This window comes from Bradyrhizobium sp. BLXBL-01, assembly GCF_051853025.1.
In the GTDB taxonomy this organism is placed as follows: domain Bacteria; phylum Pseudomonadota; class Alphaproteobacteria; order Rhizobiales; family Xanthobacteraceae; genus Bradyrhizobium.
In genome coordinates this window covers 2,003,950-2,030,003 of record NZ_CP182471.1, presented here as the reverse complement: position 1 = coordinate 2,030,003, position 26,054 = coordinate 2,003,950, and the positions used below count along the sequence as shown (strand labels likewise).

The 26,054-nt window shown below is 57.3% G+C and carries 17 protein-coding genes and 8 pseudogenes; 13 read left to right on the top strand and 12 right to left on the bottom strand.

Annotated elements, in window-relative coordinates; all coding sequences use genetic code 11:
• Window positions 1-58: 58 nt before the first annotated feature.
• The 6 genes from ACNJYA_RS09270 to bioB all read right to left on the bottom strand — a co-directional run bounded on the left by ACNJYA_RS09270 (window position 59) and on the right by bioB (window position 7,552).
• The gene (locus ACNJYA_RS09270) at window positions 59-511 is read right to left on the bottom strand and encodes a hypothetical protein (RefSeq protein ID WP_439402593.1); all 453 of its coding nucleotides are present in this window, start codon (window positions 509-511) and stop codon (window positions 59-61) included.
• 2,529 nt (window positions 512-3,040) lie between these two features.
• Window positions 3,041-4,303 (bottom strand): adenosylmethionine--8-amino-7-oxononanoate transaminase, encoded by a 1,263-nt coding sequence (locus tag ACNJYA_RS09265; RefSeq protein WP_439402592.1) that lies wholly within the window; start codon window positions 4,301-4,303, stop codon window positions 3,041-3,043.
• 1 nt (window position 4,304) lies between these two features.
• Window positions 4,305-4,934, bottom strand: a complete 630-nt coding sequence (bioD, locus tag ACNJYA_RS09260; RefSeq protein ID WP_439402591.1) for a dethiobiotin synthase — start codon at window positions 4,932-4,934, stop codon at window positions 4,305-4,307.
• Window positions 4,931-6,070: an 8-amino-7-oxononanoate synthase gene (locus tag ACNJYA_RS09255; protein WP_439402589.1), complete on the bottom strand. Its 1,140-nt coding sequence runs from the start codon at window positions 6,068-6,070 to the stop codon at window positions 4,931-4,933. The genes bioD and ACNJYA_RS09255 overlap by 4 nt, the downstream gene beginning before the upstream one ends.
• Before the next feature lie 89 nt (window positions 6,071-6,159).
• Complete coding sequence (panD, locus tag ACNJYA_RS09250) at window positions 6,160-6,513, bottom strand: aspartate 1-decarboxylase (protein WP_439402588.1); 354 nt, start codon at window positions 6,511-6,513, stop codon at window positions 6,160-6,162.
• Window position 6,514: 1 nt separating this feature from the next.
• Complete coding sequence (gene bioB, locus ACNJYA_RS09245) at window positions 6,515-7,552, bottom strand: biotin synthase BioB (protein ID WP_439403410.1); 1,038 nt, start codon at window positions 7,550-7,552, stop codon at window positions 6,515-6,517.
• A gap of 296 nt (window positions 7,553-7,848) precedes the next feature.
• Here bioB and ACNJYA_RS09240 point away from each other — a divergent pair, with 296 nt between their 5' ends.
• The 6 genes and pseudogenes from ACNJYA_RS09240 to ACNJYA_RS09215 all read left to right on the top strand — a co-directional run.
• Window positions 7,849-8,133 (top strand): Dabb family protein, encoded by a 285-nt coding sequence (locus tag ACNJYA_RS09240; RefSeq protein WP_439402587.1) that lies wholly within the window; start codon window positions 7,849-7,851, stop codon window positions 8,131-8,133.
• A 545-nt stretch (window positions 8,134-8,678) separates the two neighbouring features.
• A complete protein-coding gene (gene pabB / locus ACNJYA_RS09235; RefSeq protein WP_439402586.1) occupies window positions 8,679-10,070 on the top strand; it encodes an aminodeoxychorismate synthase component I in 1,392 nt (463 codons plus the stop codon).
• Window positions 10,067-10,645, top strand: a complete 579-nt coding sequence (locus ACNJYA_RS09230) for an anthranilate synthase component II (protein WP_439402584.1) — start codon at window positions 10,067-10,069, stop codon at window positions 10,643-10,645. The genes pabB and ACNJYA_RS09230 overlap by 4 nt, the downstream gene beginning before the upstream one ends.
• A 1,024-nt stretch (window positions 10,646-11,669) precedes the next feature.
• On the top strand, window positions 11,670-11,909 hold the full coding sequence (locus ACNJYA_RS09225) for a hypothetical protein (protein ID WP_439403409.1): 240 nt from the start codon (window positions 11,670-11,672) through the stop codon (window positions 11,907-11,909).
• 219 nt (window positions 11,910-12,128) lie between these two features.
• A complete protein-coding gene (locus ACNJYA_RS09220) occupies window positions 12,129-13,007 on the top strand; it encodes a CmcJ/NvfI family oxidoreductase (RefSeq protein WP_439402583.1) in 879 nt (292 codons plus the stop codon).
• Window positions 13,008-13,669: 662 nt separating this feature from the next.
• Window positions 13,670-13,915 (top strand): annotated as a pseudogene (locus tag ACNJYA_RS09215) (IS110 family transposase); the annotation flags it as partial.
• A gap of 91 nt (window positions 13,916-14,006) precedes the next feature.
• Here the strand turns inward: ACNJYA_RS09215 and ACNJYA_RS09210 are convergent.
• Window positions 14,007-14,168 carry a hypothetical protein gene (locus tag ACNJYA_RS09210; protein ID WP_439403533.1) on the bottom strand — a complete coding sequence of 54 codons (162 nt, stop codon included), beginning with the start codon at window positions 14,166-14,168 and terminating at the stop codon, window positions 14,007-14,009.
• Between ACNJYA_RS09210 and ACNJYA_RS09205 the strand changes: the two are divergent.
• Together ACNJYA_RS09205 and tnpC are read left to right on the top strand one after the other, a co-directional pair.
• Window positions 14,103-14,291 (top strand): annotated as a pseudogene (locus tag ACNJYA_RS09205) (transposase); the annotation flags it as partial. The gene ACNJYA_RS09210 and the pseudogene ACNJYA_RS09205 overlap by 66 nt on opposite strands.
• 65 nt (window positions 14,292-14,356) lie before the next feature.
• Window positions 14,357-15,359 (top strand): annotated as a pseudogene (gene tnpC / locus ACNJYA_RS09200) (IS66 family transposase); the annotation flags it as partial.
• Between the two features lie 218 nt (window positions 15,360-15,577).
• On the opposite strand, the gene ACNJYA_RS09195 reads toward tnpC, so the two are convergent.
• Window positions 15,578-17,227 (bottom strand): class I adenylate-forming enzyme family protein, encoded by a 1,650-nt coding sequence (locus ACNJYA_RS09195; protein WP_439402582.1) that lies wholly within the window; start codon window positions 17,225-17,227, stop codon window positions 15,578-15,580.
• A 2,157-nt stretch (window positions 17,228-19,384) separates the two neighbouring features.
• Here ACNJYA_RS09195 and ACNJYA_RS09190 point away from each other — a divergent pair.
• Both ACNJYA_RS09190 and ACNJYA_RS09185 read left to right on the top strand, forming a co-directional pair.
• Window positions 19,385-20,272, top strand: a complete 888-nt coding sequence (locus ACNJYA_RS09190; RefSeq protein ID WP_439402581.1) for a 3-keto-5-aminohexanoate cleavage protein — start codon at window positions 19,385-19,387, stop codon at window positions 20,270-20,272.
• 717 nt (window positions 20,273-20,989) lie between these two features.
• Window positions 20,990-21,781: an SDR family NAD(P)-dependent oxidoreductase gene (locus tag ACNJYA_RS09185; protein WP_439402579.1), complete on the top strand. Its 792-nt coding sequence runs from the start codon at window positions 20,990-20,992 to the stop codon at window positions 21,779-21,781.
• A gap of 12 nt (window positions 21,782-21,793) precedes the next feature.
• On the opposite strand, the pseudogene ACNJYA_RS09180 reads toward ACNJYA_RS09185, so the two are convergent.
• Window positions 21,794-22,021, bottom strand: a pseudogene (locus ACNJYA_RS09180) (hypothetical protein); the annotation flags it as partial.
• Here ACNJYA_RS09180 and ACNJYA_RS09175 point away from each other — a divergent pair.
• Window positions 22,011-23,199, top strand: a protein-coding gene (locus ACNJYA_RS09175; protein WP_439402577.1) for an IS3 family transposase whose coding sequence is annotated in 2 segments (ribosomal slippage) — window positions 22,011-22,265 and window positions 22,267-23,199 — 1,188 coding nt in all. Because the reading frame shifts where the segments join, the coding sequence is not laid out codon by codon here. The pseudogene ACNJYA_RS09180 and the gene ACNJYA_RS09175 sit on opposite strands and share 11 nt — an antisense overlap.
• Before the next feature lie 18 nt (window positions 23,200-23,217).
• Here ACNJYA_RS09175 and ACNJYA_RS09170 read toward each other — a convergent pair.
• Window positions 23,218-24,007 (bottom strand): annotated as a pseudogene (locus ACNJYA_RS09170) (IS630 family transposase); the annotation flags it as partial.
• Window positions 24,008-24,096: 89 nt separating this feature from the next.
• A pseudogene (locus tag ACNJYA_RS09165) lies at window positions 24,097-24,291 on the bottom strand (IS630 family transposase); the annotation flags it as partial.
• Between ACNJYA_RS09165 and ACNJYA_RS09160 the strand changes: the two are divergent.
• Window positions 24,285-24,460, top strand: a pseudogene (locus ACNJYA_RS09160) (IS66 family transposase); the annotation flags it as partial. The pseudogenes ACNJYA_RS09165 and ACNJYA_RS09160 sit on opposite strands and share 7 nt — an antisense overlap.
• Window positions 24,461-24,938: 478 nt before the next feature.
• On the opposite strand, the gene ACNJYA_RS09155 reads toward ACNJYA_RS09160, so the two are convergent.
• Window positions 24,939-25,130, bottom strand: coding sequence for a hypothetical protein (locus tag ACNJYA_RS09155; protein ID WP_439402576.1), 192 nt, complete (start codon window positions 25,128-25,130; stop codon window positions 24,939-24,941).
• Window positions 25,131-25,363: 233 nt separating this feature from the next.
• Between ACNJYA_RS09155 and ACNJYA_RS09150 the strand changes: the two are divergent.
• Window positions 25,364-25,591, top strand: a pseudogene (locus ACNJYA_RS09150) (transposase domain-containing protein); the annotation flags it as partial.
• Window positions 25,592-26,054: the final 463 nt, after the last annotated feature.

Here is a 26,054-nt window from a genome sequence, read left to right as displayed (position 1 = left end):
CCGCCTCCATTCCGCGATCGGATATGTCGCCCCCGATCGAAATGGAGCTAAAAGCCGCCTAACCCGTCCACTTTTTCGGGGGAAGATCACTTGGATTTCTTCTCCTCCGTAGGTAGGCTTGCCTGAGCAAGTTCGGTTTCGAACTCCATCTCCCTGGCGGAAGCTGATCGCCGTATCTTTCTTCGCCCCGTAAGATAAAATCCTTCTCATGGCGGCGCATCATCAGCATCAAGATCGTCAGGCGCGGCTGCTTCACCTGGCTCAATCGCTCCTCGAAGGCGTGCACGGCTATGCGCAACTTGCCCTGAAATCCGTCATTCTCATTGAAGCCTAGGTTGCGTTGTGCTGAAACGACGTTTCCAAAGCGGGTCGCATAGAGATTAACTACCGGCCGCAGTGAGGCTGCCTGCCGCAGCGGATCATCCTCGGGCAGCTCCCCGATCAGTTTTTCCACCCAACCTAAATCTTCGAACTGGCGATCAAGAATATCCGCATGCGTCTCGACCGACATTTCACCGGCTTGCGGAGGAACTCGGTCGCGATTTGGCCAGGCTGCAGAAAGCTTTGTGACAATGAAACGACACGGGCTTTCAATTCATTGCTCGCGCTCGCCTCTCGTTGAACGATACTCGCGTAGTGCAGAGCTGCGGCGCAGATTACGCCGGTGACCAGCACACCGGAAATCCCGAGCACTGCCATCTGCTCGCGCAATCCGACTCGAAAGCCCCATCTGAGGGACGGACGTTCGCCAGTGTCCGAGGAATTCTTGCTCACTTTTTGTCCCTCGGTGTAACCTGATTTGTTTGAGTACTGCTGACAATCGCAGGTCAGCAAGTAACACGCGCACGTTGATCGGACTGGCTCAACCTGCTTCGTTCAATCAACAACGAGCGCTGCCTAATTTAGATTGATTTCCAAATGCTGAACTCGTGCGCAAAACGCGCGCGCCCCGTGCCGGTGCACGACCTAACTGCTGTTGGGTTAAGACGAAAACAGAGCGTGGAGACGTGATCATTTTGAACTGAGCGTCTCGCGGAATAGCTGCATCTAAACGGTTCAATTCGCATAAAACATGCGACGCATGCGCTAAATTCGGGCTCAATCAGCACAAGAAACGGATATTTCAACATCCGGCTTGCGCGACTTGACCGTAGGCGCAAGCTTGGAGCTCCAGTGAGTGCGGGCACTCACTTTATGCTCTCTTCAGCCGCCCTTTGGGGCGTTTCCTCCCTGACTTGGCCGTGCGGAATTTTCGCACGGCCTTTTTTTCGGAATCCGACGAAAGCAGATCGCTCACGTCAATCGCACAGTTTTTCGACCTATGTTGTGGCCCTCCCTTGGAGCCCACGATCGTGCTGCAACCTCTGCGCAGCTGCGAATGCGTCACCGCATCGTAAGCTGTCTTCATTGCGATCGGGCGTCCCTCCGTTTTCCATTACTGCAGGACTGGAATGGTGACGGCCTGCAAGGGCGACTCTGAAGTGTGGCTCATGCGTGGACAACTTTACGACTTTGATGGTAGAAACGGACACGGAAAGGGTTTTGTTCAGAAGAGGAGAGCGGCTTCACGTCCCGACGCGGCATCGATCAAGGCACGTTCCAAGCGCGACGATACAGTTTTACTTGCTCGAACCACACGGAAGCCGCCGTCGATACGGCGCACTTTGCAACAACAGGAAGAGAGCTTTGTTGGCTTCATAGCGCGCCGCGGCTCGGCTGCTTTGCGTTCCCGCCATGACCAACGAGCCATTCGTCGCGGAGATGGACCACGACCACCTTCGACGGAAACGTTTAAGCGAGACTTTGTAAATTGAAAATGGATCGGACATGGCATCCCCGCTCAAGCCATAGCTCTACCCACGATCTATCTCATTCGCATGGAGCCCACCGGAGGCCGCCATGTCTTTCTCGAGTGTCCCATGCAAGCGAGCAAGGCGGTCGATGATCGCCATCCGACAGACTACGCAATGCGGCTAGACCAATTCGAAGAACCGAGTCTGCCGCTGCCGCAGTAGTTCCTGGGGCCTCCTTGCCCTCCCACCTCGGCGAGGCTGATCGATGCGAGTCTCGGAGAGCGTTGGCGGGCTAGAGTTCGCAAGCCGTTCGTGGCCGATACCATAATAATAGCCGCTCAATCTCGCAGCCGGTCTGCGGCAAGTGCCGACGAATGAGTTGGAAGCTGCTTCCCTCAAAATCACACCCATCGCTGAGATCGACCAGGAAGGATTTCCGTTCTGCAGACAGACCCATCAGGGCGAACGGCATCATACGAGAGAAAGCCAGAAGAAATAGTACGCTTTGAGCGCATCATTGGAGGCGGTCGCGAGGTCGGCCCGATGACAGCTTAGCCGTAACGCCCCTGATGAGCCTGTAAGCATTGGAACCGATGATTGTTGCCGTGCTCCGTCTCACTTAGTTTCCACACCACCCTTGAAAGCGCCTCGCTCGACTTGCTGGCCTGTCGGGTGATGGTGCGCTAGGCATCACCCGGCTAATGCACTATCCAAGGGAGCTCACTCAGTGGCAGCTGTCAAGCTGCTCGCAACCAGCGCAACCATTTTTGGTCGGCCTCCCGCCGCGACTTGAAGCGGTCGACGCACCTTTTGGAGCAAAGCGCCGTTCGCCAGCAGTAGTAGCGGATCAGCCCGAACTTCCCGCCACAAATAGCGCAGCACCTTCCACCGTGGAAAACGTGAGAGTTATTGCGCATGCTTGCCTCCTTTTGGCGCCACCTAGATCAGTTCCATGCATTCTCCGCTTCCACGTCACAGCGCCCGCACACGACGTGCGGCGTCGCCAATTCCGATTCTCGGGTATGCAAGAACCCGCAGGCGCCGCAGAATGACCCTGCTGCGCGCCTTCTTGGCGCGGCCTCTGAGAGCAGTTGCGCCAAACTTTCCCACCTATAACTGCTATTTTTATCCTGGATAATGCAACGAACGGCATTTGGCCGCGCAAATCCTGCAATATTTCAGCTCTGCTTGAGGGTCTTCACCGCAAGAGATCATTCCAAATCTTCGCGGTTCTTGCTCGCCGTGCATCAAGCGAACAGATCGGCAGCTTCCCTGATCGCCGCATAAATCTGATCAATCTCTGCGGCTGTAACGCAATAAGGCGGCATCACGTAGATCGTATTCCCGAGCGGACGCAGCAGAAGATTTCGGTCCTTGAAGAAGGCTTGCAGTTTCGGACCGATGCCGGCGAGATAGCCGGCGTCATTTGTTTTCAGATCAAGCGCAGTGATGGTGCCGGTCCGACGAACGTTTGCAAAGCGCGGATCAGCCTGAAACGGCTGAATTGCGTGCTCTTGCATAGATGCGAGGGTTGACACGCGCGTGCGCGCATCGGAGTTCTGCCAAAGATCCAGATTGGCCTTTGCGGCGGCGCAGGCAAGCGGGTTCGCCGTATATGAACTCGAATGGAAGAACGTCAAATTGCGATCTTTCGAATAGTGCGCCTCGAAAATATCAGCGCGACAGAGCGTCACTGCGAGCGGAAGCGATCCACCAGTGAGCCCTTTCGAATAACACGCGATATCTGGAGTGACGTCGGCCTGCTCGCACGCAAACAGCGATCCGGTTCGACCCCAGCCCGTCATGACCTCATCTGCAATGAAGAGAACGCCCCAGTCTTCGCAGATCCGCTTCATCTCCCGCAGCACCCAGGCTGGGTACATCAGCATTCCGCCCGCCCCCAAAATCAGAGGCTCCACGATGAAGGCCGCCGGCATCTCCTCCCGACACACTGAATGTAACGCACTGAGCGTGTCCCGCTCGCGACCCGATGCCGGGAACGGGATTGGTGTGACGTCAAATAGCAGAGGCTCATAGGCTGCATTGAACACACCACGGGCTCCGACCGACATCGCTCCGACCGTGTCGCCATGGTAGGAGTGTTGCATCACCACAATGCGAGTCCGCGGTTTGCCGATGTTGTTCCAATACCCGAGCGCCATCTTCAGCGCGACTTCGACGCTCGTCGAACCGCTATCTGAGAAGAAAACGTACTCAAGAGCAGGCGGCGTGAGCTGCAGGAGTTGAGCCGCAAGCTCCTCGGCTGGCTCATGGGTGTAACCCGCAAAGATAATCTGGTTGAGCTTGCCCGCCTGGTCCTGGATGGCGCTGACAATATGTGGGTGGCAATGGCCGTGGGTCACGACCCACCAGGACGAGATCGCGTCCATGATATGTCGGCCGTCGGCGGTGTGAAGGTAAGCCCCCTCACCGCGCGCGATCCTTGTCACCTCGCCTTGAAGCGCGTGTTGCGTAAACGGATGCCAAATTGGCGAGCTCGGGGTTGGCATGTCAACTGAAATCGTCAGCTCGGAATGAAGACTTGAATGCCGTCTGAAGCGCCTCTGGCGTGAGAGGCGAAAGCAGAGGCAGTCGTCCCAACCAGCGCACGCGGCCAATCTCACGAATAGCAGTCTGAGTTTCCGGGTTGCGTTCGCCGATGAACGCAATACCCAGAATCGTGATCTGCCGCCTTCGAAGAGCCTCGATCGACAGCAGCGAGTGATTGATTGTACCGAGTTTTGTACTGGCGCAAACCACGACCGGAAGCTGCCACCGCTCAAACACGTCGATGTAGAGTGTATCCCCACTTAGCGGGACCATAAGCCCGCCGGCGCCCTCGATGATAAGAGGCCGTCCTTCCGTGTCTGGCGGACTTATGGAAGCTGCGTCAATGCGAACCCCGTCCACTTCGGCAGACTGGAGGGGCGATGCGGGCGTTCGAAGCCGGTAGAGCTCCGGCACGACTCGATCGGCTGACAGACGAGCCAACCTTGTGACGGTTTCGGTATCGGTTTCTCCGTTGAGGCCGGCTTGTATCGGCTTCCAATAACTCGCGCCGATAAGATCGGCCAAGCCTGCGGCGAACACAGTCTTACCAATCCCGGTATCTGTTCCGGTCACCACGATGCGCATACTCATCGAGCCTTCTCCTTCGTCTCCTCAGCGAGGGCATCGACCATGGAGACCACATCATCCTCGTTGACGTTCAGCGTCAGTGAAATTCGCAAGCGCGCTGTCCCCGCTGGTACTGTGGGCGGCCGAATTCCGCGAATATCGAAGCCGCGATCCTGCATCGCAGAGGCGAGCCGCATCGTATGAGCATTGTCGTCGACCATGTATGGGAGGATCTGCGAGCTGGACGGACATCGCACACCACGCGCTTCCATCTTCCGATGCGTGAATGCAACCAGCCTTGCGAGGCGCCGCTGACGCTCGGGCTCCCGCTGCAAGATGGATAGTGCCTCGCTGACGGCAACGGCAATTAAGGGTGATGGCGCGGTCGCGAAGATGAACGGACGACAACGATTGATCATAAAGTCGCGTAGCACACCGGAAGCAGTGACAAGCGCTCCCGCCACTCCCAACGCCTTGCCGCAGGTATGTACAACCAGGAGATTTTCACGGCGACCGTAATGGCTGGTCAGCCCTCGGCCCAGCTCACCGTAAACGCCAGTAGCATGGGCCTCGTCAACGACCAGGAAAGCGTCGTAGCGATCGGCGAGCGCGACCAGATCATCCAGGGGGGCGAAATCGCCGTCCATACTGTAAAGGCTTTCCGCGACGATCCAGACCCGTCCCATTCCTCCATCCGCGCGCCAGTCGCGAATCGCACTTTCGATGGCTCCGATTTCGTTATGGCCAGCTATCCGAAACTCGGCCCTGCCGGCTCGCGCGCCCTCATGAATACTGGCGTGAACCAGAGAGTCGAGGACGAGCAGATCGCCGCGCTGTGGCAGCGTCGTCAGGACCGCAAAATTTGCGACGTAACCACTCGCAAAAAACAGCGCGGTCTCTGCGCCAAAGAACTGAGCGGCTTCCGCCTCGAGGCATTCATGCTCTTCACAATTGCCGCGCAGAAGTCGCGAACCGCCCGAACCAAGCGGGGTGCCGCGTTCGATGGCCGCCAAGACGGCCTTTTTCATACGTGATGCACTCGCAAGCGCCAGATAATCGTTAGATGAAAAATCAATTCCGGCACGCGAATTGAGACCGCGCAAGCGGTTGTCATCTTGCAGGGAGCGCAAGGCCTTGACGTAGGGTCCGAATTTATCCATTCGCGACGAGCTCATTGCGCACTCCACCCGATGCTGCCGGCCTTTTGGCGATAGCCGCCGACGACGAGCTTGAACATGCCACTCAAGTCTTAACGGGCGAGAATGCCATTGTTGCGGTCAACGAGCACGACGCGCGGTTGGAACGCCTCTGCTTCGGCTTCGTCGAAGGATGCATAAGCAATTACAGTAATTTTGTCTCCTGGCATCGCCAATCGTGCGGCAGCACCATTCAAACCAATGATACCAGACCCACGCGGTGCCTCGATGACATAGGTTGCAAAGCGCGCCCCCGTATCCATGTTGTAGATCTCGACGCGCTCATAGAGCAGGACCCCCGCCGCGTCCAGCAACGCACGATCAATCGAGATTGATCCTTCATAGTGAAGATCGGCTTCGGTCACGGAAGCGCAATGGATTTTGCCCTTCATGAGGGTGATGTTCACTTCACACTCGCCCGTCAGCGCCTCGATCGCCTGCGCTGTTTCGTTTGGCAAGCTCGGACGTGATGCCGAGCCGCGCGAACAAGTGCGCGTCGCGATCCAACTTGGGGTTTTCTGTCGTCAGCAGCGTATCACCGATGAAGATTGAGTTCGCGCCAGCTAAAAAGCACAGAGCTTGCAGTTCGTCCGTCATATACTGCCGTCCGGCCGACAACCGGACCACGCTCTTCGGCATCATGATCCGAGCAGTCGCGACCAGGCGCGCCACGGCGATGGGATCAGGCCGCTGGGCGGTTTCGTTGACCGGCACGCCCTTGACCTCGTTCCATAGGTTGATCGGAACGCTTTCCGGATGGCTTGGGAGGTTTGCAAGCAGCACGAGCATGCCCAGGCGATCCTCGATGCGCTCGCCCATTCCAATGATGCCTCCACAGCAGATCTTGACCCCGGCGCTGCGAACGTGCACCAGCGTTTCGAGGCGATCTGCTAGCGTACGGGTCTTGATGATGCTGCCGTAAAATTCAGGCGAGGTATCGACGTTATGGTTGTAGAAGTCGAGCCCAGCTTCAGAAAGCTTTACTGCCTGGCTCGCGGTCAGCATACCGAGGGTGACGCAGCTCTCCATGCCAAGACCTTTCACGGCCCTGACCATGTCGCAGACCCGATCAAGATCGCGCTCTTTTGGACCACGCCAAGCCGCAGCAAGGCAGAAGCGAGTTGCACCTGCATTCTTGGCGCGTTTTGCTGCGGCCAGTACATCGCCAGCGTCCATCAGCCGGGTAGCCTTCAGATCTGTAGCGAAGTGCGCGCTCTGGGAGCAATAGCCGCAATCCTCCGGGCAGCCCCCTGTCTTGATGCTAAGTAGGCTAGCGGCCTCGACGTGGTTTGGATCGAAGCTCTCGCGATGAACGTTCTGCGCTCGGAATATCAGGTCTGAAAACGGAAGCCCATACAAAGCTTCGGCCTCGATGACCGTCCAATCAAAGCGGACAAGCCCTTTGTTATCACGATTGTCGTGCCTGGCTTCTGCGGCAGGATTCATGCATTCATCATTGTCAGCTTGGTAGGATACCTTCTGAAACTCGATTGAAGCTCGCGCCTTTTCGAGGGCAAAGGTATAAAGCCTACTCTCGCTCAAAGACGGCGGAAATGCAGCCAGATTGCACGATTTCTGCGAAAAGGGCCTTACGCAATATCGATTTCGACTCTGAGCGAGATCGTGTTGCGGCCGTTCGTCAGCAAAGGCTCGAGTACCAACCGCGGGCTGCGCCGCCATTGCAGCGAGCTCACGTTCGAGATAGTAACCCCAGCTCCACTCACCGGGATCGCCGATCATCCATGATTCGTCACATCGTGTTGTTCACCGCCAAGGACCAGGCCCAGATTGAGGGCGTTATCGAAGGTCTATCGATCCTCACGAAAATCCCACATCCACGTCGGCTGGAGATTGCCCGCAATCGCAAGAGCGACCCCCTCGGGAACGATATCGATGTCATCGTTTACGGTGAATTCGACAGCGACGCCGAGCTCGCAGCTTACAAGGGGCATCCTTTATACCAGGAATCAATCAGGCGTGTGCGCCCTCTTCGGGAGCTACGGCTCGCGGCCGACTATAGTGTCTAATGGATGCGGCCTCCTGAAAGATGGCTGGGCCAATGCACGATGCGGGCGTCACAAAATGGCGCTCAAATAGTCGCTTCTCGGTCGTCGGGCGAAGCGGCAAGTTCGAAACTAGCCAGTTCGTTGCTCTGGCGAGGGGCCTCCTGAGGAAGTTCTGCGACAAAACAAGAAAAACCTCCAAATATGTGCATGGCGAGGTCGTCTCGACTGATTTTCCTCCTCTAAGCTCTTTAGGCTCACAAGCAGCTGGCCTGTGACAGCGCCAAGAGCAAGACCGAGCCCGTGAGTCGCAGGGCACAGACAATTCGTGATCGACGCCGGTTGCACCGAGAAGGTGAAGGCAGCTTCATCGGGAAAATTCGGCCCGGACTACGCTTTCCAAGGACGCTCAGTGAACGCAATCGAGCTCGAAAAAAACAGATTGCTCGCGCTTCCCTTCAGATGCGGGCGGCTCCTTAGAGGACCGCCTGCCCATACAGCAACCGGCAAAAAGCGCCTAACCAGATGGAACGGAACACCTGTCACAGAGCAGAGCAACTGGTTGTCAAATGCATGTCCGCGAACTCCGATGGATCGAACCTGCCGTTGCTATGCGGCGTCTAGGAAGTCAACCGAACCTGACTTTTCTCGACAGCGCCGTCAGGCACGAATTGGGGCGCTACTCATATGTGACGTGTGATCCATTCAGTAGCTACCTAGTCAACAATGGACAAGCGAGTTGGAACGGCGTCGCTCTTGCGGGCAATCCGTGGGAGGCTCTCCGGAGTCTGCTCGCTAGATACCCGCAACAGAACCGAACAGATCTCCCACCCTTTCAGGGCGGTGCAGCCGGCTATTTGGGCTACGACCTAAACAGGACGCTTGAGCGATTGCCGGCACCTGCGATTGCCGGTCGCGCTTTGCCCGAATGTGTCCTGCATTTCTATGACGTGGTCATCAGCTTCGACCATCGGGATCACAACTGCTGGATCGTTTCTACCGGCTGGCCGGCTCAGGAGCCTGCGCCTCGACTTGAACGAGCACGCCGTCGCTCCGATCAGTTCGCCGCCTTGCTTGACATGCCGACGCCAGCTCTAAAGGAACTCCCTAGCACATTAGGCGTATGGCAGTCCAACTTCAGCCTTGACGAATACATCGCTGCCATACAGCGCGTCATCGGCCTCATTTTGGCAGGAGACGTCTTTCAAGCGAACATCGCGCAGCGTTTCACTGCGAGGATGCCGACCTCATTCGACCCGATTAGCTTTTACTGCAGCCTTCGGTCCCTCAATCCGGCGCCGTTTGCGGCCCTGTTGCGCTATGGCGAGCTCACCATCGCCTCAAGCTCACCGGAACGTTTTCTCAAGCTCGACGCACGAGACGTCGAAACACGCCCCATCAAGGGCACGATAGCGCGAAGCAATGATTCAGCGGAGGATCTGCACCGCGCGCAGGTTCTAGTCGCATCCGAAAAGGACCGCGCTGAAAACTGCATGATTGTCGATCTTCTGCGCAACGATCTGTCGCGGGTTTGCACGCCGCACTCGGTCGAAGTTGCCGGGCTGTGCAACCTCGAATCCCACGCGTCGGTGCACCACCTCGTCTCGATTGTCACAGGTGAACTTTCAGGGAGCCAAGACGCCGTCACGCTGCTGCGAGCGTGCTTTCCAGGGGGCTCGATCACCGGGGCGCCAAAGGTGCGATCGATGGAGATTATCACGGAAATTGAGCGAGTGGCTCGACAGATCTATTGCGGGGCAATCGGCTTCATTGGCTTTAATGGGCATATGGATACCAACATCACGATTCGCACCGTAACTATTGATGGCGATCAAGCCATGTTTCAAACGGGAGGCGGAATAACAGCGATGTCGGATCCGCACGCCGAGTATGCTGAGACGCTTGCGAAGGCACAGCGAATCTTTGAAGCTTTTGGTAGTGAAGTACCTGGTCCGCTGTGATCCTCATTATCGATAACTACGACTCTTTTGTCTTCAACATCGGCCGGTATTTTCAGAGGCTAGGCGAATCAACCGATGTTGTCAGGAACGATGCGATCAGCGTCGCCGACGTGATCAACCTTAATCCCCGCGCGATCATTATCTCTCCCGGCCCCTGCACGCCAAGTGAGGCCGGAATATCTATGGACGTCATCCGCGAACTTTCCGGGCGCATCCCCATTCTCGGGATTTGCCTCGGCCATCAATGCATTGGAAGCGTTTTCGGCGGACGAGTGACGCGAGCTCTACGCCCCATGCATGGGCGATCCTCTCGCATAATGCATGAATGGGGGCCGTTATTCGAGGGGCTGCCTTCCCCACTTTCCGTCGGTCGTTATCATTCGCTCGTGATCAAGCTCGACTCGGCCTCCGCACCGCACCTCATGGCCACAGCGCGGTCCGAGGAAGGCGAGATCATGGCTCTCGCACATCGCAATCAAACAACTTACGGCGTGCAATTTCATCCGGAATCGATACTCACCGAATACGGGTCTCTGCTGTTCAACAATTTCTTGCGGCTCGTAGCCACTCGTTGAGCCGAGGACGTCGACCAAACGGAAATGAGCAGCCAGCTGAACATCCCCAAAAATGCCGAAGCAGCCAAGCTTCAGCACTTAGTCGGGAGAGCAGCCTGAAAATGAGGCTCATCGGCTCTGCGGCCGCGTTGTCCTTCTCTGTCGCATAGAACTCGGGATATGCTTGAGCGCCTCGCCCCGCAATGAGCGCGGGGTCAGGTGTGGCAAGTTCGCAGAACTTACGTTGGATGTGGGCTCAACAGAATGCAAGCTGAGTGTCCCCGCTCGGCGAGCTTGCCATCACGTAGCAGTCGACCTGGAGCATCCCATGAGCCCTGCCGGATGGCTATGGTCGGTCGCTTTGCCGTCGGGCAAAGACATGGGGCACCCGCCGGCGGACCGCGCCCCTCCATAGCCCCGGTCGCTCGCAGCAGAGGCCGGAAGCGACTTGAGCTCGGCGGATCTATGGGCTGGTGTGACTTCTAACAATTGTGTCTGCTGCCTCACTAGCGATCAATCGCAAACAAAAGCGTGAAAGCCGCGCCCCGGTGCGGCGCCAGGCAGGAGCCGATGCGTTTTGCAAGACAGCGGGGGCGGTGTGCTGTAAGCGCTCTTCCGAACGCACAGCTTCGAGACGGTAGCTAATCTTTTTCGTTGGTGAAGTTCTGCCAGCCGGCGAGTGGCCGACTTTTTGATATCGATTACAGCCTTCTTCAGCGGCGCCTAGGCCTTAAGGAGCGATCGGATCGATGCCTTAAAGCAGCGGCAGAGCCAAAGCCATTAGTGATTTCCGAACTCCGCGTTGCCCCCAGAACTCGTAGGGGAGCTCCGTCCAGGTTTGACGTATCCTGCAGCCGAACTCTGTGGCGGGCGGCCAGAGCCACAGATTGGACCGCTGGCAGTCGATCCGATGTTCGACACCACCTATCCGTTGAGAGGCGTCATGCAAGCTAGGGTCACAAATACGATCAAGACTTGGAAACCGGTGATCACTATTAGCAACTCGACTGACGAACCTGAACCGGCAGGTCAAGGATGAGACATGATGACTCAGCTCTTGGGGCCTCCTTGGTCTGGCTCTGCACCGCGGATTGTTTTTGTTGGCAGGAACCAGCGCGGCAACTGGGTTGCCCGCGAACAAGGGGGCTCCTTTGGCGGCCTTTTTGTCAGCCGCGCCCAAGCTTTGAAATATGCTCTTGTCGAGAACGGCCACCATCCAGAGTGCATCATCGAGGTGACGCGTGAGATCGAACTCGATATTCGGACCAACTCGCGAATTACATGAAGGGCATAGGTCGGCGAGCCCCCATGTTGGATTCCCATCGTTCATGTCATCATAATTGCCCGACCTCGGAGCGATCTTGCGCTTCCTGCCAGATTCGATAGGAAGAATCCCTTCTCTTTTGCTGTACTCTTCAGGGTGCCACCAGCTCTCTCGAGTAAAGCTGTAAGTAGCGGCGACCTGACGTGTCGAGAAACCGTATCTTAGAGGAGATAAGCAGCCATGGAAAATGCGAGACCAGCCTCGTCAATGGTAAACCGCGATCACTTGGAGTTTGTGCAAAGCCAAATTAACTTTGCTCGACGCACGTCCGACGAAAAAGCTCCCGAAGTTGTTTTCCCGGGATGCGACATGGCCTCTAGTTCAGGCGCTCGGCCAATACACGTCGTCCTGCCGCCAATGGTTGGCTACAACGTTACTATTCGCAACGCGCGTCCCATCTTGGACGAACTATCTCTCGACCGCGAAGGTTTCACCCTCATTCAGCACAAGATATCCTGTGCAAACGAGGGGGATCCAAGAACTTTCTGCCACAGATACCTGGAAGACATGGTTCCGTTCATCAAGCACTACTTCAATGCGTCGTGGGTCGTGCCCCGCCGACAAGCTGTTATTGTTCGTTCTACCAGCGGGAGATCCTTTCCCGAAGGATGTGAGCCGGGTCTATTGGCTCATATTGATTACGCACCGATCTCCGGCCCCATAACTGCCGCGATCGAGGACCAATTGCAAGGTATTCCGTCCAGAGTGTATTCTCGATTGATCATCGTTCAAACTTGGCATGCCCTCTCGCCGCCTCCGCAGGATTTCCCCTTAGCGTTCTGCGATGACGCCACCGTTGACGATAACGACAGTGTCGTGGTGGACTACACGTTTCGTGGCACCAAGCTTAAGTTTTGCGTCATGCGCTTCAATCCAGCTCAGCGTTGGTATTATTTTCCCGAGATGACAGCGGACGAGCTCATTTTGTTTAAGGGCTATGATTCGGAAGCGCATTGCAATGCCATGGCGCCTCACTCGGCGTTCGATATTCGTCGCGCATATCCTAGTGCAAAGCCCCGTGAGAGTATCGAGGCGCGCTTCTGCGTGTACTACGACTGAGCGGCCGAGATCACTTCTGCCATTTCAACCGCCGCTCAAGCTCAGAGGAATGTGCAGGCGTCAGCAGCCGCGGTCGATGCGCTTACTTCTTGCGCTTTCCTCAGCTCGTCGCTCGTAAGCGCAGCTTCGACGACGTCGGTACTGGGCACGCACGTCGATTTTCCTGGATGTGAGTTAAGTCGCGGCTGTGGTGGCCTTCTTGCTGCCATCGATGGCGATGGCCGCTGCCTGCATGAACAGCTTCTCCCGGAAGACAACCCCGACGTGCGCCTAAATCTTTCAAATCACCGCAGTATTCGTTCACCGAAATTGGCAATGGCGTGAAAAGTGCCTGTAGATGTCGATCTTCAGCAGCGCGCCAGAGATCGTGAGAGCTCACCTCACGGAGCCGGTCATTGCGCACAAAATGAGATGGACGGCCCCGCCCTGATAAGCTGCGAAAGAGCACCCCAACGAGGATAAGCTATGGCTATGACAACAATCGGGCTTGATATCTCGAAGACCTGGTTTCAAATTCACTGGATTACGGCGGATAGAGACACTATCCGCGAGAAACTCGCCCGCGGGAAGGCCCTCGAGTTTTTTCAAGGCTTCCAAGTTGTCTCGTTGGTCTTGAGGCTTGCGGCAGCGCTCATCATTGGGCTCGTGAACTAACAAGGCTTGGGCACAAAGCACGTCTTATGCCGGCCCGCTACGTACGAGCTTACGTGCAGACAAACAAATATGATGCTGCTGATGCGGAGGCGTACCGGGAAGCTGTCCAACGGCCTGGCACGCGCTTTGTCCGTGTAAAATCCGTCGAGCAGCAAGGACTTTCAATGCTGCATCGAACGCGGGATTTGCTCATCCGACAGCGCACAGGCCCGATAAATGCTCTGCGTGGTCATTTGAGCGATTGGGGATCGTGACCGGGAAGGGAAAAGCAAACGCGAGAGAGCTCATGGCACTCGTGCACGTTGACAAGCGTATTCCGCAGAGTGCGCGTAGAGCCCTTCAATCCTAATCGATCAGATCGAAGACCTTAAGCTGCACATTGAAAGCTACCAGAAGATGATCCTTTCGACTGCCAAAGACAATGAAGTTTGTCGGCGTCTTATGAAGGTGGCGGGCATCGGCCCATTTGCCGCTACCGCCCTGGCGGCACCTGTCGATCATCCACATCAGTTCGCTTCAGCAAGGCATTTCGCTGCCTGGCTTGGATTAGTACCGCAGCAGCATTCGACCGGGGGCAAGGAGCGTTTGGGTGGTATCAGCAAGCGCGGCGACGGCTACATTCGCAAACAATTGCTCATACATGGCGCCCGAGCCGCCGCTCATCGTGTCCGTATCCCGGCTTGGCGAACGGCGTCGATGAACAGCAGGCCTTTGTCTTCGAGGAGATCGAGACCGGTATTGCCGCGATCAAGGCCCAGGTCAGCAAGGGTCGTGCGCAAGCGGACGGCAGGCGTGCACCGCGTCGGCGCAAGGGCTTTGCGCCCCATCTGGAACGGATCGAAACTGTCATTGAGCCGGAAGAGCTGGCTGAGCATGCTGGTAAGCAGAAGGTGTTGATCGGCGAGGACGTGTCGGAGCGTCTGGATGTGGTGCCGGCGATGTTCCGGGTGATCGTCACGCGCCGTCCCAAGTATGCCTTTAAGAACGCGGACGGCGTGATCCAGGCGCCGGCCCGGGTCCATATCATCGAAGGAGGCGTTCCGACGGAAGCGCTTCTGGCCCAGATCGCCGTCGCCAAATATGCGGACGGCGTGCCGCTCTACCGGCAGGAGGCTAACTACGCCACGGATCGTGTCGAACTCCACCGGCAGCTGCTGGCGAAATGGATGGGCAAGCTCGGCTTCGAGCTCGAGATCATGGCCGACTGCATCTTCAGCGAGGTCAAGAAGGCCGAACGGGTCTTTGCCGACGAAACCACTTTACCGACGCTCGCTCCCGGCTCCGGATCGACAAGGACGGCCTCCTTATGGGCCTATGCCAGGGCTGACCGAACGTCTGGCCGCAGCAATGCCCCGACGGTGACGTATCGTTTCGAAGACAGCGGCGCCGGCGAATGTGCGGTCCGCCATCTCAATGGTTATCGCGGCATCCTGCAAGTGGATGGCTACGCCGCCTATAACACGGCAATGATAGCATCACATTGCCTGGCTGCTGATCCCACAGCAGGCGCAAGTTCTACGAGCTGCATGTTGCAGGGAGCACGATCGTGGCAACGCCGACGGTCGAGCGGATGGTAAGACTCTGGCAGATCGAGAAGACCGTGCACGGTTAGAGCCCCGACGCCATGTTGCCGCGCGCCAGCAGGCCTCGGCTGCGGTCGTCGGAGATCGCTCCGATCTCTGGCAGCAGACCTATCCTCCCCAGTGAGGACCACCCCAGAGATCCCACCTGCTCTCTTATCATGGGATAGTTTGCGGAGGTATGCGCGGTCGTCGAGCTGGCTCGCGCGCCCCTTAAAGGCCGTCTATCGATTCGAGGGAAGTGATCCTTAGAGCTCTGCGCCGGTTTGATACAATGACCGCCCTTTGCCGTGTACGGTTACTCTCAGCATAGGAGCCGATTAAACACTGTCGGCGTCAGCGCCATCGCTTCTGCTCAGCATCGTACGCACCAGAAAGCTGGTCGCTCACGTTCATCAGCTCACGCTTGAGAACTTTGTTGCTGGAAGTCGTTCTCGGGAGTGCTGCAAGAAAGGCGATGTACCGCGGCACCTTGAATATGGCCAACTTGGAGCGAGCATGTTGAAGTATGCGCTCGACGGACAAGGCGCCAGGAGGGAGTCCCTGTTTTAGCTCAACGCAGATCTTAACCTCCTCGCCACGTTTAGCATCATGAACGGGCACCGCGGCTACATCCGAAATTTCCGGAATCTCGCGGATAACCGCTTCGATCTCGCGGGCCGCTATGTTCTCACCCGAACGGCGGATCATATCCTTCTTGCGTCCAACCAGCCAATAAAAGCCAATTTCGTCGCGGCGCATCAGATCTCCAGTCTTGAACCAATTGCCTTCAAACTGAGCGGCATTTGCATCCGGTTTATTCCAGTACCCCTCAAATATCCCCCGTCCGCTCACCCACAGCTCACCAACCTCACCAACGGCCGTGGCAGTACCATCCTCATTCATCAACCGCAGCGAACGAAATGGAACAGGTATTCCCACAGAACCCGATTCAGCAAATTCGTCGAGTTCAACTGCCATTCGAGTGCCAAAGCCAATTTCCGTCATTCCATATGCATCTTGAGTGGGCACCCGAAATCGTTCCCGAAACTGGCGCACAGTATTGGGATTCCAACCCCAATTTATAGTTCGCTTCAAACATGTGGTGCCGTTCTCATCTGCGGCTTCTGCCTCGCGTGCTACCAGCTCGGGAAATTGGCACCACTCGATGCGGTGCTGCCTGACCCAACCGAGGAATCGAGTCGAACTCACCTGCGGCGCCAAATAGAATGTCCCGCCCTGCCGATACGCACTCAGAAGATGCCATTGAGGGTCTATATAGAAGAATGGTTGGGCAGACAAATGCCTGCGGTACAACTGCCCATCCCAACAGGCCCATTGGTATGAGCTCACGCCCCAATAGTCGTGTGTCAACATGCATCCTTTCGGAAAGCCGGTTGTTCCTGATGTAAACTGAATATTCAGCAGATCGTTGGGGCAGACGTCCTCCTTCAGGTCTGATTCCTCGATTCCCTGGAGCAATTGCTCAAGCGAAGCGGTGGCTCCGTCGGACGCTTTTTCGACAAGGAGTATCCGTTGCGTTTCCAGCTGCCGTGGCCACGGCTGCATAGCGGCGAACACTGGCCACGCGCGATTCTCCACCACCGCATACGTCGCCTGTGTCTCGCTGAGAACGTACTCGATCTCCCTCGGAGTATAACGCATGTTGATAGGGACTATGACCGCGCCAATCTTTGCTATCGCGAACCAGATGATTGGAAACTCGATACGGTTGCTTAACATAACGCCGATGCGATCCCCCTTGCGCACGCCAAATGTCCGCAGTGCGTGTCCGTACTTATTGGACAACTGGTGAATCTCCAAATAAGTGGCACGCTCGTTGCGGTCAAATACGTCGACTGCAATCGTGGACGCGTGCGTCCTTGCGCGCTTCGAAATCAGTTCTCCGACCGTTGTCGTTTCATATTTTTCTTCTAGTTCTTTGATCTTGCTTGCCATCTTTGCGACGTGATCGCCCAGGTGGGTTTCTACCGAGAGTCCTGACATTGATGGTTACCTTGCACATGAAAACGAAGAATGCGACGAAACGCTCGTGACACAGCATTGATGGCTCGATGACGCCACGGCTCAGCGAACAGATGGTCCGGGCTTACGTCATTTTCTGCACTTAGTCCCATCGTGGGGCGGTCCATTACACCTGCATTTGGCTCGCATTTGGCTCTCGTACAGCAAGAATGATGATTGCGACACTACCGCTTCTGGTGAAGGAAATTCCGGCTTGTTAACTGCTATTGAGCTCCCGTCTTCTCCAAGCCCCTGGTTGCTCGAAGTCGTTCCTGTGACTCCTGATCGGGTTACCCTTGCTCGAGCACACTCGCGGGCTCTCAGATAATAGAAGCGAGCGCTGGGTCCACGTCTGCACGTCTTGGCTTTTTACCCACGAAAGATCTGCTAGCACGTTTCGTGCGCGGAGGATCGAACTTGAGCTGGCGCGGTTCGGCGGCAATCTGGGCGTTTGCGGCCGAGAACCCGCGAGTCGCCGATGACCCGGCGAACTACGCCACCAGGATCGCAGGCCGCCACGGCCGAGACCACCGCACCGTCAAGCGTCGTTAGTTTCCGAGCGACCAACGCTTTTGTAACAACCCTCTTGTTTTCCAAGAGGCGGGGGCGCCGAAGGACCGTTGTACCAAAACAATTCGATCGACATCGGCGGCAGCTGCTGTCCTCCTCAGCCGGCTGGCCTGACCACCGGCATCGTCGAGGAGCCCTCGCTGAAGGAGGGCTGCGTCGGCAGATCCACGCGGAATCGAAATGACGGCGCGATTGCAAACTCTATTCGTCCACACCCGAAGGAAGGCTCAGCGTGCGAAGGTCGCCCTGGTCTCTGAATTCAGTGCGATGGTTTCGATCACCTCACTGGACTAGCTGCGCCCAACGGCTCGTGAGCCGAAGGCATGCCGATCGATGCTAAAGAAGGCATAACTCTCGGGTCGCAATTTCCTGTATGCAATCAGCCTAATCTGCTTGCCGAGCCAGGGAAGGCCCTGCCGGCGAATGCGGTTCGCTCGACTTTCTATGGCCTCTTGATCCAGCCAGGCGAGCAGCTTACCAGCCACTTGGTGGTCTGCGTCACGCATACTTCATAGCTTTGCCGAACATCTCCACCTCCCAGCGCCAGCCGTACTATCGGTGTTTTTCAACGTTGGTCCGCCAAGTGGTCGTAAGGACATCGGCCTTAAGCGTCGCCTCTTCCAGAGCATTAATGCAGCCGAGCATTTGCAGCTAGTAAGAACTCGCCGCAATAAGGCTATGCGCACGAGACGGGAGCGGCGAATGCCTGCTGCTGGGCACTGCGTCCATGAGGCGTGATTCAAGACATTCAGCGACTGCGTCACCTCGTTGATGGCCGTATTGGTTGGAAGTCGTGGGCCTTGTGAATTGGCGATCTCATGTCTGGAACGTTGGCATGGAAGCGCCTCCCTGCGCATGGCTAACACCATGGAGTTTAGCGGCTTTACGTGATCAGACCTGTGCGTTGCGTCACTTCGCTGTAGGGCGCTTCCCATTCTGCTTCGGCGGCTGGACTGTTAGAATTTGGATCAGCACAGTCCCCCATAACCCACGTTCAACGGCGCGGGACTCATCTTCTCCCCACACGCGGGGCTCGCCGGTTCGCCTTCTGAACGCGCACAGACGCAAGTACCATCAACCGAGCAGATTCGCGGTAGGAGCGCGGCAACGAAATGGCTCTGCTTGTCATCCCTCGCTGTTCTTATCTCCTCTCCTGTACGCATCCAAAGCAACACCGCCGGCTCGAGTAGTTTCCCAACCTAAGCGCTGGGCCACCCTTTTATATGCGGTTTGAGCCACTATTCGATGCGCCCCGTTCATTTGGCTACTCTGTTGTCTTGGTCCGGACAAACCTCGGTGTCACTCCAAAGGTAAGCAGCCAGCTAGACCCCCGTTCACTCTTGAGGGGAGCCTCCGCAGGAGCCTGTTAGCGGCACGCCGATTGCTTCCTGTGCACCGCCGCGTCCGTAGCTCCGAGGCGGAACTATCGACGGGCGTTCTGAAGGAGCCGGCCTTAATGAAGGCTTTGCCACGCTTTGATGGCAGATATTCAGAATCGATAGCGTGACAAGCCTATGATCAATCTGCCAGGTTTTGCGGGTTGATCGTCAAAAAGAGGAGAAAGGCGGAATGATTTCGGAGGCGTTCATCACCTGTGCAGTGACGGGAAGTGGATCAAATGTGGAGCGTAGCCCGCATGTCCCGGTCACTCCACAGCAAATTGCGGAGTCGGCAATCGAGGCAGCACGAAGCGGGGCAGCGGTGGTGCACATTCACGTACGTGATCCCAAAACGAGGAAAGGGTCACGCGAACCTGCGCTCTATCGAGAAGTCGTGCGGCGCATTCGGAATTCCGACGTGAATCCCGTAATCAACTTGACGACAGGAATTGGAGGGGACCTTGTGATGGGGGAGCCTGTCTCCCCGTTTCCGCCTGACCCTTCGACGGACATGGCGGGTGCACTTGAGCGACTGGTTCATGTGGAGGAGCTGCTCCCGGAGATTTGCACGTTAGATTGCGGTTCCATGAACTTTGGCGCCCACAACTATGTTATGATCAACACCTATCCAACGCTGCGCATGATGGCCGCGCGCGTAAGGGAACTTGGTGTATGTCCTGAGCTTGAGGTGTTCGATACTGGCCATCTGTGGACAGTGCGCGACCTGATCGCCGAAGGGTTGATCAAGCAGCCGTTAATCCAACTATGCATGGGTATCCGCTACGGCGCTTCACACGATCCTGCCGCACTAATGGCAATGGTAAAAGCGCTTCCGCCCAGCGCTATCTACTCGGCGTTCTCGATCGGTCGGATGCAGCTTCCCTATGTCGCAATGGCAGCCTTGGCCGGTGCGAACGTACGAGTGGGATTGGAGGACAATTTGTACCTATCGCCGGGGTTGCTTGCGACGAATGCCGATCTTGTGCGCCGAGCGGTGCATATTCTCGGGCACATTGGAGTAAGGGTGATGTGCGCCGATGAAGTTCGTAAAAAGCTCGCGCTAAACGTTCACACTTGAAACTGCAGCATCCAAGTAAGAGATTGCAAAATGTCGTGTATTAATTTGAGTGCTGTCGCGACGCTATTTGAGGTGATCGTGCGGCGGCCTGAACATGTCCAATAAGGTGGGAACTTATACTTCGGTGGGCGTCAGCGCTCGCAGAAGATTCTGCTCACTGAGAGAGACAGCGCCAGCTGCTCGAAGCCGCCAGGCGGCTGTAGGATGCAGCTGGCGGTTGGGTGCGCAGACAGATTGCGTAGCGCTGAGTGGCACGACCATCTAAGGTCCGTTCGTCAATAAACGCGCCTCGTACGACCGCTGTTACCTCGAGTTCAGCCTAGTTGTTCGGATCTAAGCTGCGATAGGCGCGCCAGTGACGGCACCTAGATTTCGTGCCTGCATCGGCACAATGCCTCGGGGCTTGGGGCGGATCGCCGAAACGAAACAAACCAAGCGGCTTCCGTAACCTACCAGCATTGGTGATTGAGTTTGAAAGATGCATGATTACCCTCATGCGGAACACCTAATCAACCCACCAAGCCTTACCTGAGTGATCGAAGGACTCGTCGTTCTAAACTAATCGCGAATGACTGCTGACCCAAACACGGCCGGGACTCTCCGGGATCAAAGGGGGAGCTATTCGGATGTACCGGGACAGGTCTTCGACGGCCCTTGTCGGTCTTTCAGGCAGCGGGAGCCGCATTGCTAGCCAGCCGCATTATATCGGAGTAGAGCATGACCCAAGTAGCAATCGTGACCGGATCAGCGACAGGGCTGGGAGCAGCCTGCGCGGTCGATCTAGCTAGTCGCGGCTGGAATGTCGCAATTAACTATACAAAAAGCAGGAGAGAAGCTGACGAGACGTATTCTAAGGTTAAGGCCCATGGTGTCGATGCCATACTGGTGCAGGCTGATATGGGACAGGACAGTGACTGTCGGAAGTTAACCGAAGAGACCCTGAAGAAGTGGGGCCGAATTGACGGGCTGATCAACAATGCCGGAACCACGAAATTTCAGAAACCAGGCGACCTCGACGGATTCACGGCTGAGGATTTCGATCGCATCCTGTGGGTCAACGTCGCTGGCCCGTACATGATGAGTCGTGCGGTTTGGCCAAATATGAAAAAGCAGTGGGAGAAAAGTAGGCAACGCGGCTCCATTGTCAATATTTCTTCGACAGCCGGCGCTACCGGCCTAGGCAGTTCAATTCCTTACGTTGCGTCCAAGGGGGCACTCAATACGCTCACGCTGACGCTAGCGCTTTGGTTCAGTCCCGCGGTCAGAGTCAATGCGATATGTCCCGGCTTCATCCAGTCGCGTTGGCTCCGGGACGGACTGGGTTTAGCCGAATACGAGAAAACGAAGCAGGCGATGGAGCAGACAACGCCCCTGCGCCAGGCCGGTACGCCTGAGCAGATGGCCGAAGCTGCACTCTTCTTTCTCACGAGCGCATCCAACGTGACCGGGGAGATCTTGCTGGTAGATGCCGGTAAGCATCTCGGAACTGTACCGATGAAGGGACGCTAAAGCGTGATGACATTAGGTTCGATAGCCTGAATTTTTGAGGTAGTTGGCGCATTCCTCTGAGGTAAAGGCATCGAGTGCGTGGCCGATTGCTGCGCAGACAGCGTCGACGGTTCGCGCGGCAGCTTTGCGGACCAAGTGCTTAAGCTTGGCAAAGACTTGTTCGATCTGACCTGCCACTGCGTATTTCCTCCAGAAGGAGTTAGGGTCCGGCCCGAAGAAGGACGGACAGATGAAGCGAGCAAGGTTCACGGAAGAGCAGATTATCGCGGTATTGAAGGAGCATGAGGCTGGGGCGAAGACAGCCGACCTGGCTCGCAAGCACGGTGTTTCCGAGGCGACGATCTACAATTGGAAGGCCAAATTCGGCGGCATGGACGTTTCCGAAGCGAAGCGGCTGAGGGCCTTGGAAGAGGAGAACGGGAAGCTGAAGAAGCTTCTGGCCGAGCAGATGCTCGATGCGGCCACACTTCGCGAGCTCCTTTCAAAAAAAAATGGTAGGGCCCGCCGCCAAGCGCGCTGCGATCGCGCATCTGCAGGCCGTCATGAGCCTGTCGGAACGGCGGGCCTGCTCGATTGTGGGAGCGGATCGGAAGATGATCCGCTATCGCTCCAGCCGCCCGCCGGACGCAGTTCTGCGTGGCCGATTGCGCGATCTCGCCAACGAGCGGCGGCGTTTCGGCTATCGCCGGTTGTTCGTCTTGCTGCGGCGGGAGGGCGAGCCATCGGGGATCAACCGGATCTACCGGCTTTACCGCGAGGAAGGGCTCACCGTCCGCAAACGGCGGGCTCGCCGCAAGGCCGTGGGGACCCGTGCCCCGATCCTGGTCGAGGCGAGGCCGAACGCGCGCTGGTCGCTGGACTTCGTCCACGACCAGTTCGCCAATGGCCGACGCTTCCGCATCCTCAACATCGTCGACGACGTCACCAAGGAATGCCTGGGCGCCATTCCGGAGACGTCGATCTCGGGGCGGCGCGTAGCCCGCGAACTGACGGCAATCGTCCAGCGACGCGGCAAGCCAGGAATGATGGTGTCCGACCATGGCACCGAATTCACCTGCAACGCCATGCTCGCTTGGTGCAAGGACGCAGCCATCGATTGGCACTTCATTGCGCCGGGAAAGCCGATGCAGAACGGCTTCGTCGAGAGTTTCAATGGCCGGATGCGCGATGAGCTACTCAACGAGACCCTGTTCTTCGATCTCGATGACGCCCGCGCCAAGATCGCCAACTGGGTCGCCGACTACAATCTCCAGCGTCCCCACTCGTCGCTGAAATACCTGACCCCCGCGGCCTACGCCGCCCACCTCACCGCAACGGACAATCGGCTGCGCAACCCCGACCAGCTCCGCCGATCGTCCGTTGCTCCATCAGCGCCACTTGGCGTACAAAACCCCGAGACTCTAACTGCCGCTGGATGAAAATGCAGTGGCAGGTCAGATCGGGTTCAGGTCTGGCGAGTATTTTGGCAGGAAGAAGAGTTTGGCGCCGACCGAACGGATGAGCTGGCGAACCACTTTGCTCCTGTGGCTACCGAGATTATCCAAGACGACGATGTCACCGGGCTGAAGGGTCGGCAGGAGAACCTTCTCGACATAGGTGCGGAAGCTCACGCCATCGATCGGCCCCTCGATGAACCATGGCGCATCGATCCGGTCATGGCGCAGGGCCGCCAGGAAGGTCATGGTCTTCCAGCGGCCGTGGGGGACTTTTGCGTGAAGTCTGCTCCCGCGCGGCGCCCATCCCCGCAAGGGGGCCATGTCGGTCCTGGTCCAGGTCTCGTCGATGAAGACCAGCCGTTCAGCTTCGACGCGATCTTGATACTTTGCCCACTGGGCTCGCCGCCGCGCGACCTCGGGACGATCGCGTTCGCCAGCCGCCACGCTTTTTTTTGAAGCTGAGCTTCTCGGCATGCACGAAGTCCCATACCGAGTGATAATCGACTTTCAGGCCGCGCCCGGCGAGCTCAGCAACGAGACCGCGTATGGTGAAATCGCCGTCCTTGATCCGCTGCGACAGCCAGACCGCGTGCTCACCCGAGATTGCCTTCGGCTTGTAGCCGCCGATCTGGCTAGGCTCGACACTGCCAGTCTCATCAACCCGCTTCATCCAGCCGATGGCCGTGCTGATTGCCACCCCAAATTGCTTGGCGGCCTGATTGCGGGACATCCCGCCCTCGATCCCGGCCACAACACGCTTGCGAAGATCAAGAGAGTACGGCTTGCCCATCCATGCTGGCCTCCGTCCAGCCAGCATGGTGAATCAGAAACCGGCTGATTTGGGAATCCCAAATCGATTCAGCCTAAACCCATCCCGCTTTAGTGTCCTGAACCTGACGTTCGCAACATTGTGTCGTGTTGTACCAGGGCATTGTAACGGCAGAAGCGTTCGATGGAAGCAAGGATATCATCGGCTGACTTGGTCCACCGGAACGGCTTGGGATCAGGGTTATGTGGTTCGATGAACGAGGCTATGTCCGCCCTGAGGGCGGCTACGCTGCGATAGACGCCGCGCGATCGTTGGGACGCGCACGAGCAATACTGAAGGCTGCTGGATCAGCTCGAACGGACGCTGGAGGAGCTCGAGGCCTCAGCGACTGAAGACGAACTCGCTACCGAAATGGCCGGAGCCAGGACGACGAATGTGGCTCGCAAGAGGCCGTCGCGCCAGCCGTTCCCGGAGGCCAGTACAGTCGAGGCGACGATCGAACTCACGTCAGGAATTGTCATCAGTTTGTGAGAGCCCGCGGATCGTCCAGAGCGTGTTGCGCCACAGCTTTGTCAATCTCCGACACTTGCTTGGTCACGCGTTCGAGTTGCGTGATCAGACGCTGGAGCTTCTTATATTCCTCCGGACGAAGAGGCAGACTGTTCAGCCAATGCTACCCCGACTTGCCGAAGAGATGGCCCTTGTAGGGCGGTATGAGATTGGCATGTAGGATTGCCTTCATGCGCCCCTTCATTCGGACGATCTGCGCCAAAACGGCAGCGCGCTCCGTCATCTGACGCCGGCGGCCGTAGGTGTCCTCGTCGGCAATCCAGACCCCAGGCAAAGAGCCGGCAGCATGCAACTTTGCCAGGGTACAAGCATCGACCTTGTCCGTTTTGACCAGGTATAGGCGGTTGCTCGAACAATTCTCGGGTTGGCGACCGCCACGCGCTTAACATGCGGGCGCAGAAGGACGTTCGACCGCCGCGCTGCTGCCCGTCACCTCGATGACCACCTCATCATCCAGGCTGACCGTCTTGGCGAAGGCGACACGCCGATCGTGGACGAGATCGACGCGAAGCTGTCGGATTGTCGCGCCATCCTCCAATATCGCCACCTGGGCGAAGGATCGATGGATGTCCATGCCGCAGGAGCCAGGGGCTTGCACGACATCTACGGACCGCGCTCACAGCGCAGCCGGGCAAGTCGTCGGGGGCGGCCAAGTAAGAACGGGAGCTCGCAACTCATCGTCAAGACGGCCTGCCACCGTTCCGTGCTCCAGACGGCCCTATCCCGGCTTCGACAGACTAATCCCGAAAGATCAGTCTCACCACCGAACTTGAAGACAGAACTTGAGGCGCCGGCAACATCATGCCCTTTAACAATGCTGCCGAAAAAGCTCTGTGCGGTATCGCCCTGGAGCGGAAGTGTTGGCTGTCCTGTGGCTTCGACCGCGGCGGCGACCGTGCCCCGATGATGTACAGCCTCATCGTCACGGCCGAAATGAACGACGTGGATCCACAAGCCTGGCTCGCCGACGTCCTGGCACGCAACGCCGCACATCCAGTCCAAAGGCTCCACGAACTTCTGCCCTGGAATTGGCGACCAGAGCAACCAAGCAAATCAGGTTGCCTGAGTGACAACTACGCGGTCCTCACCGGCTTTCAGTTACCCACAAATTCTCCTCCGACCATGGCGCGCAGCGCGATGTCGGTGAGGCGTGAAAACCCGCGCCCTATGACCATATTGCCGGGCGGCGGATCGCTGGCGCGGGCGAGGTAACCGCCGAGCCGGCCGATATTGATCAGTAGTCCGAAAGCGTTTTCCGTCTTGCTTTTGGTTTGTCGTTGACGAGCCGATCGAACACACCGATTTCAGTCGCAGTCAACGCGAGGGGTGGGGGCGCGTCTGGGGCGGAACGGTTGAGCATCGTCATTCAGAAGACCCGCCAACTCAGGATGCAAAAGAGCGAGATCAGGTTGGTCAGACGCTGGGCGGTCCTGAGCTTCGACTCCTCAGCTTTGCAGCCCGATTTGAGGATCTTGTGGAATACCTCGATCTTCCATCT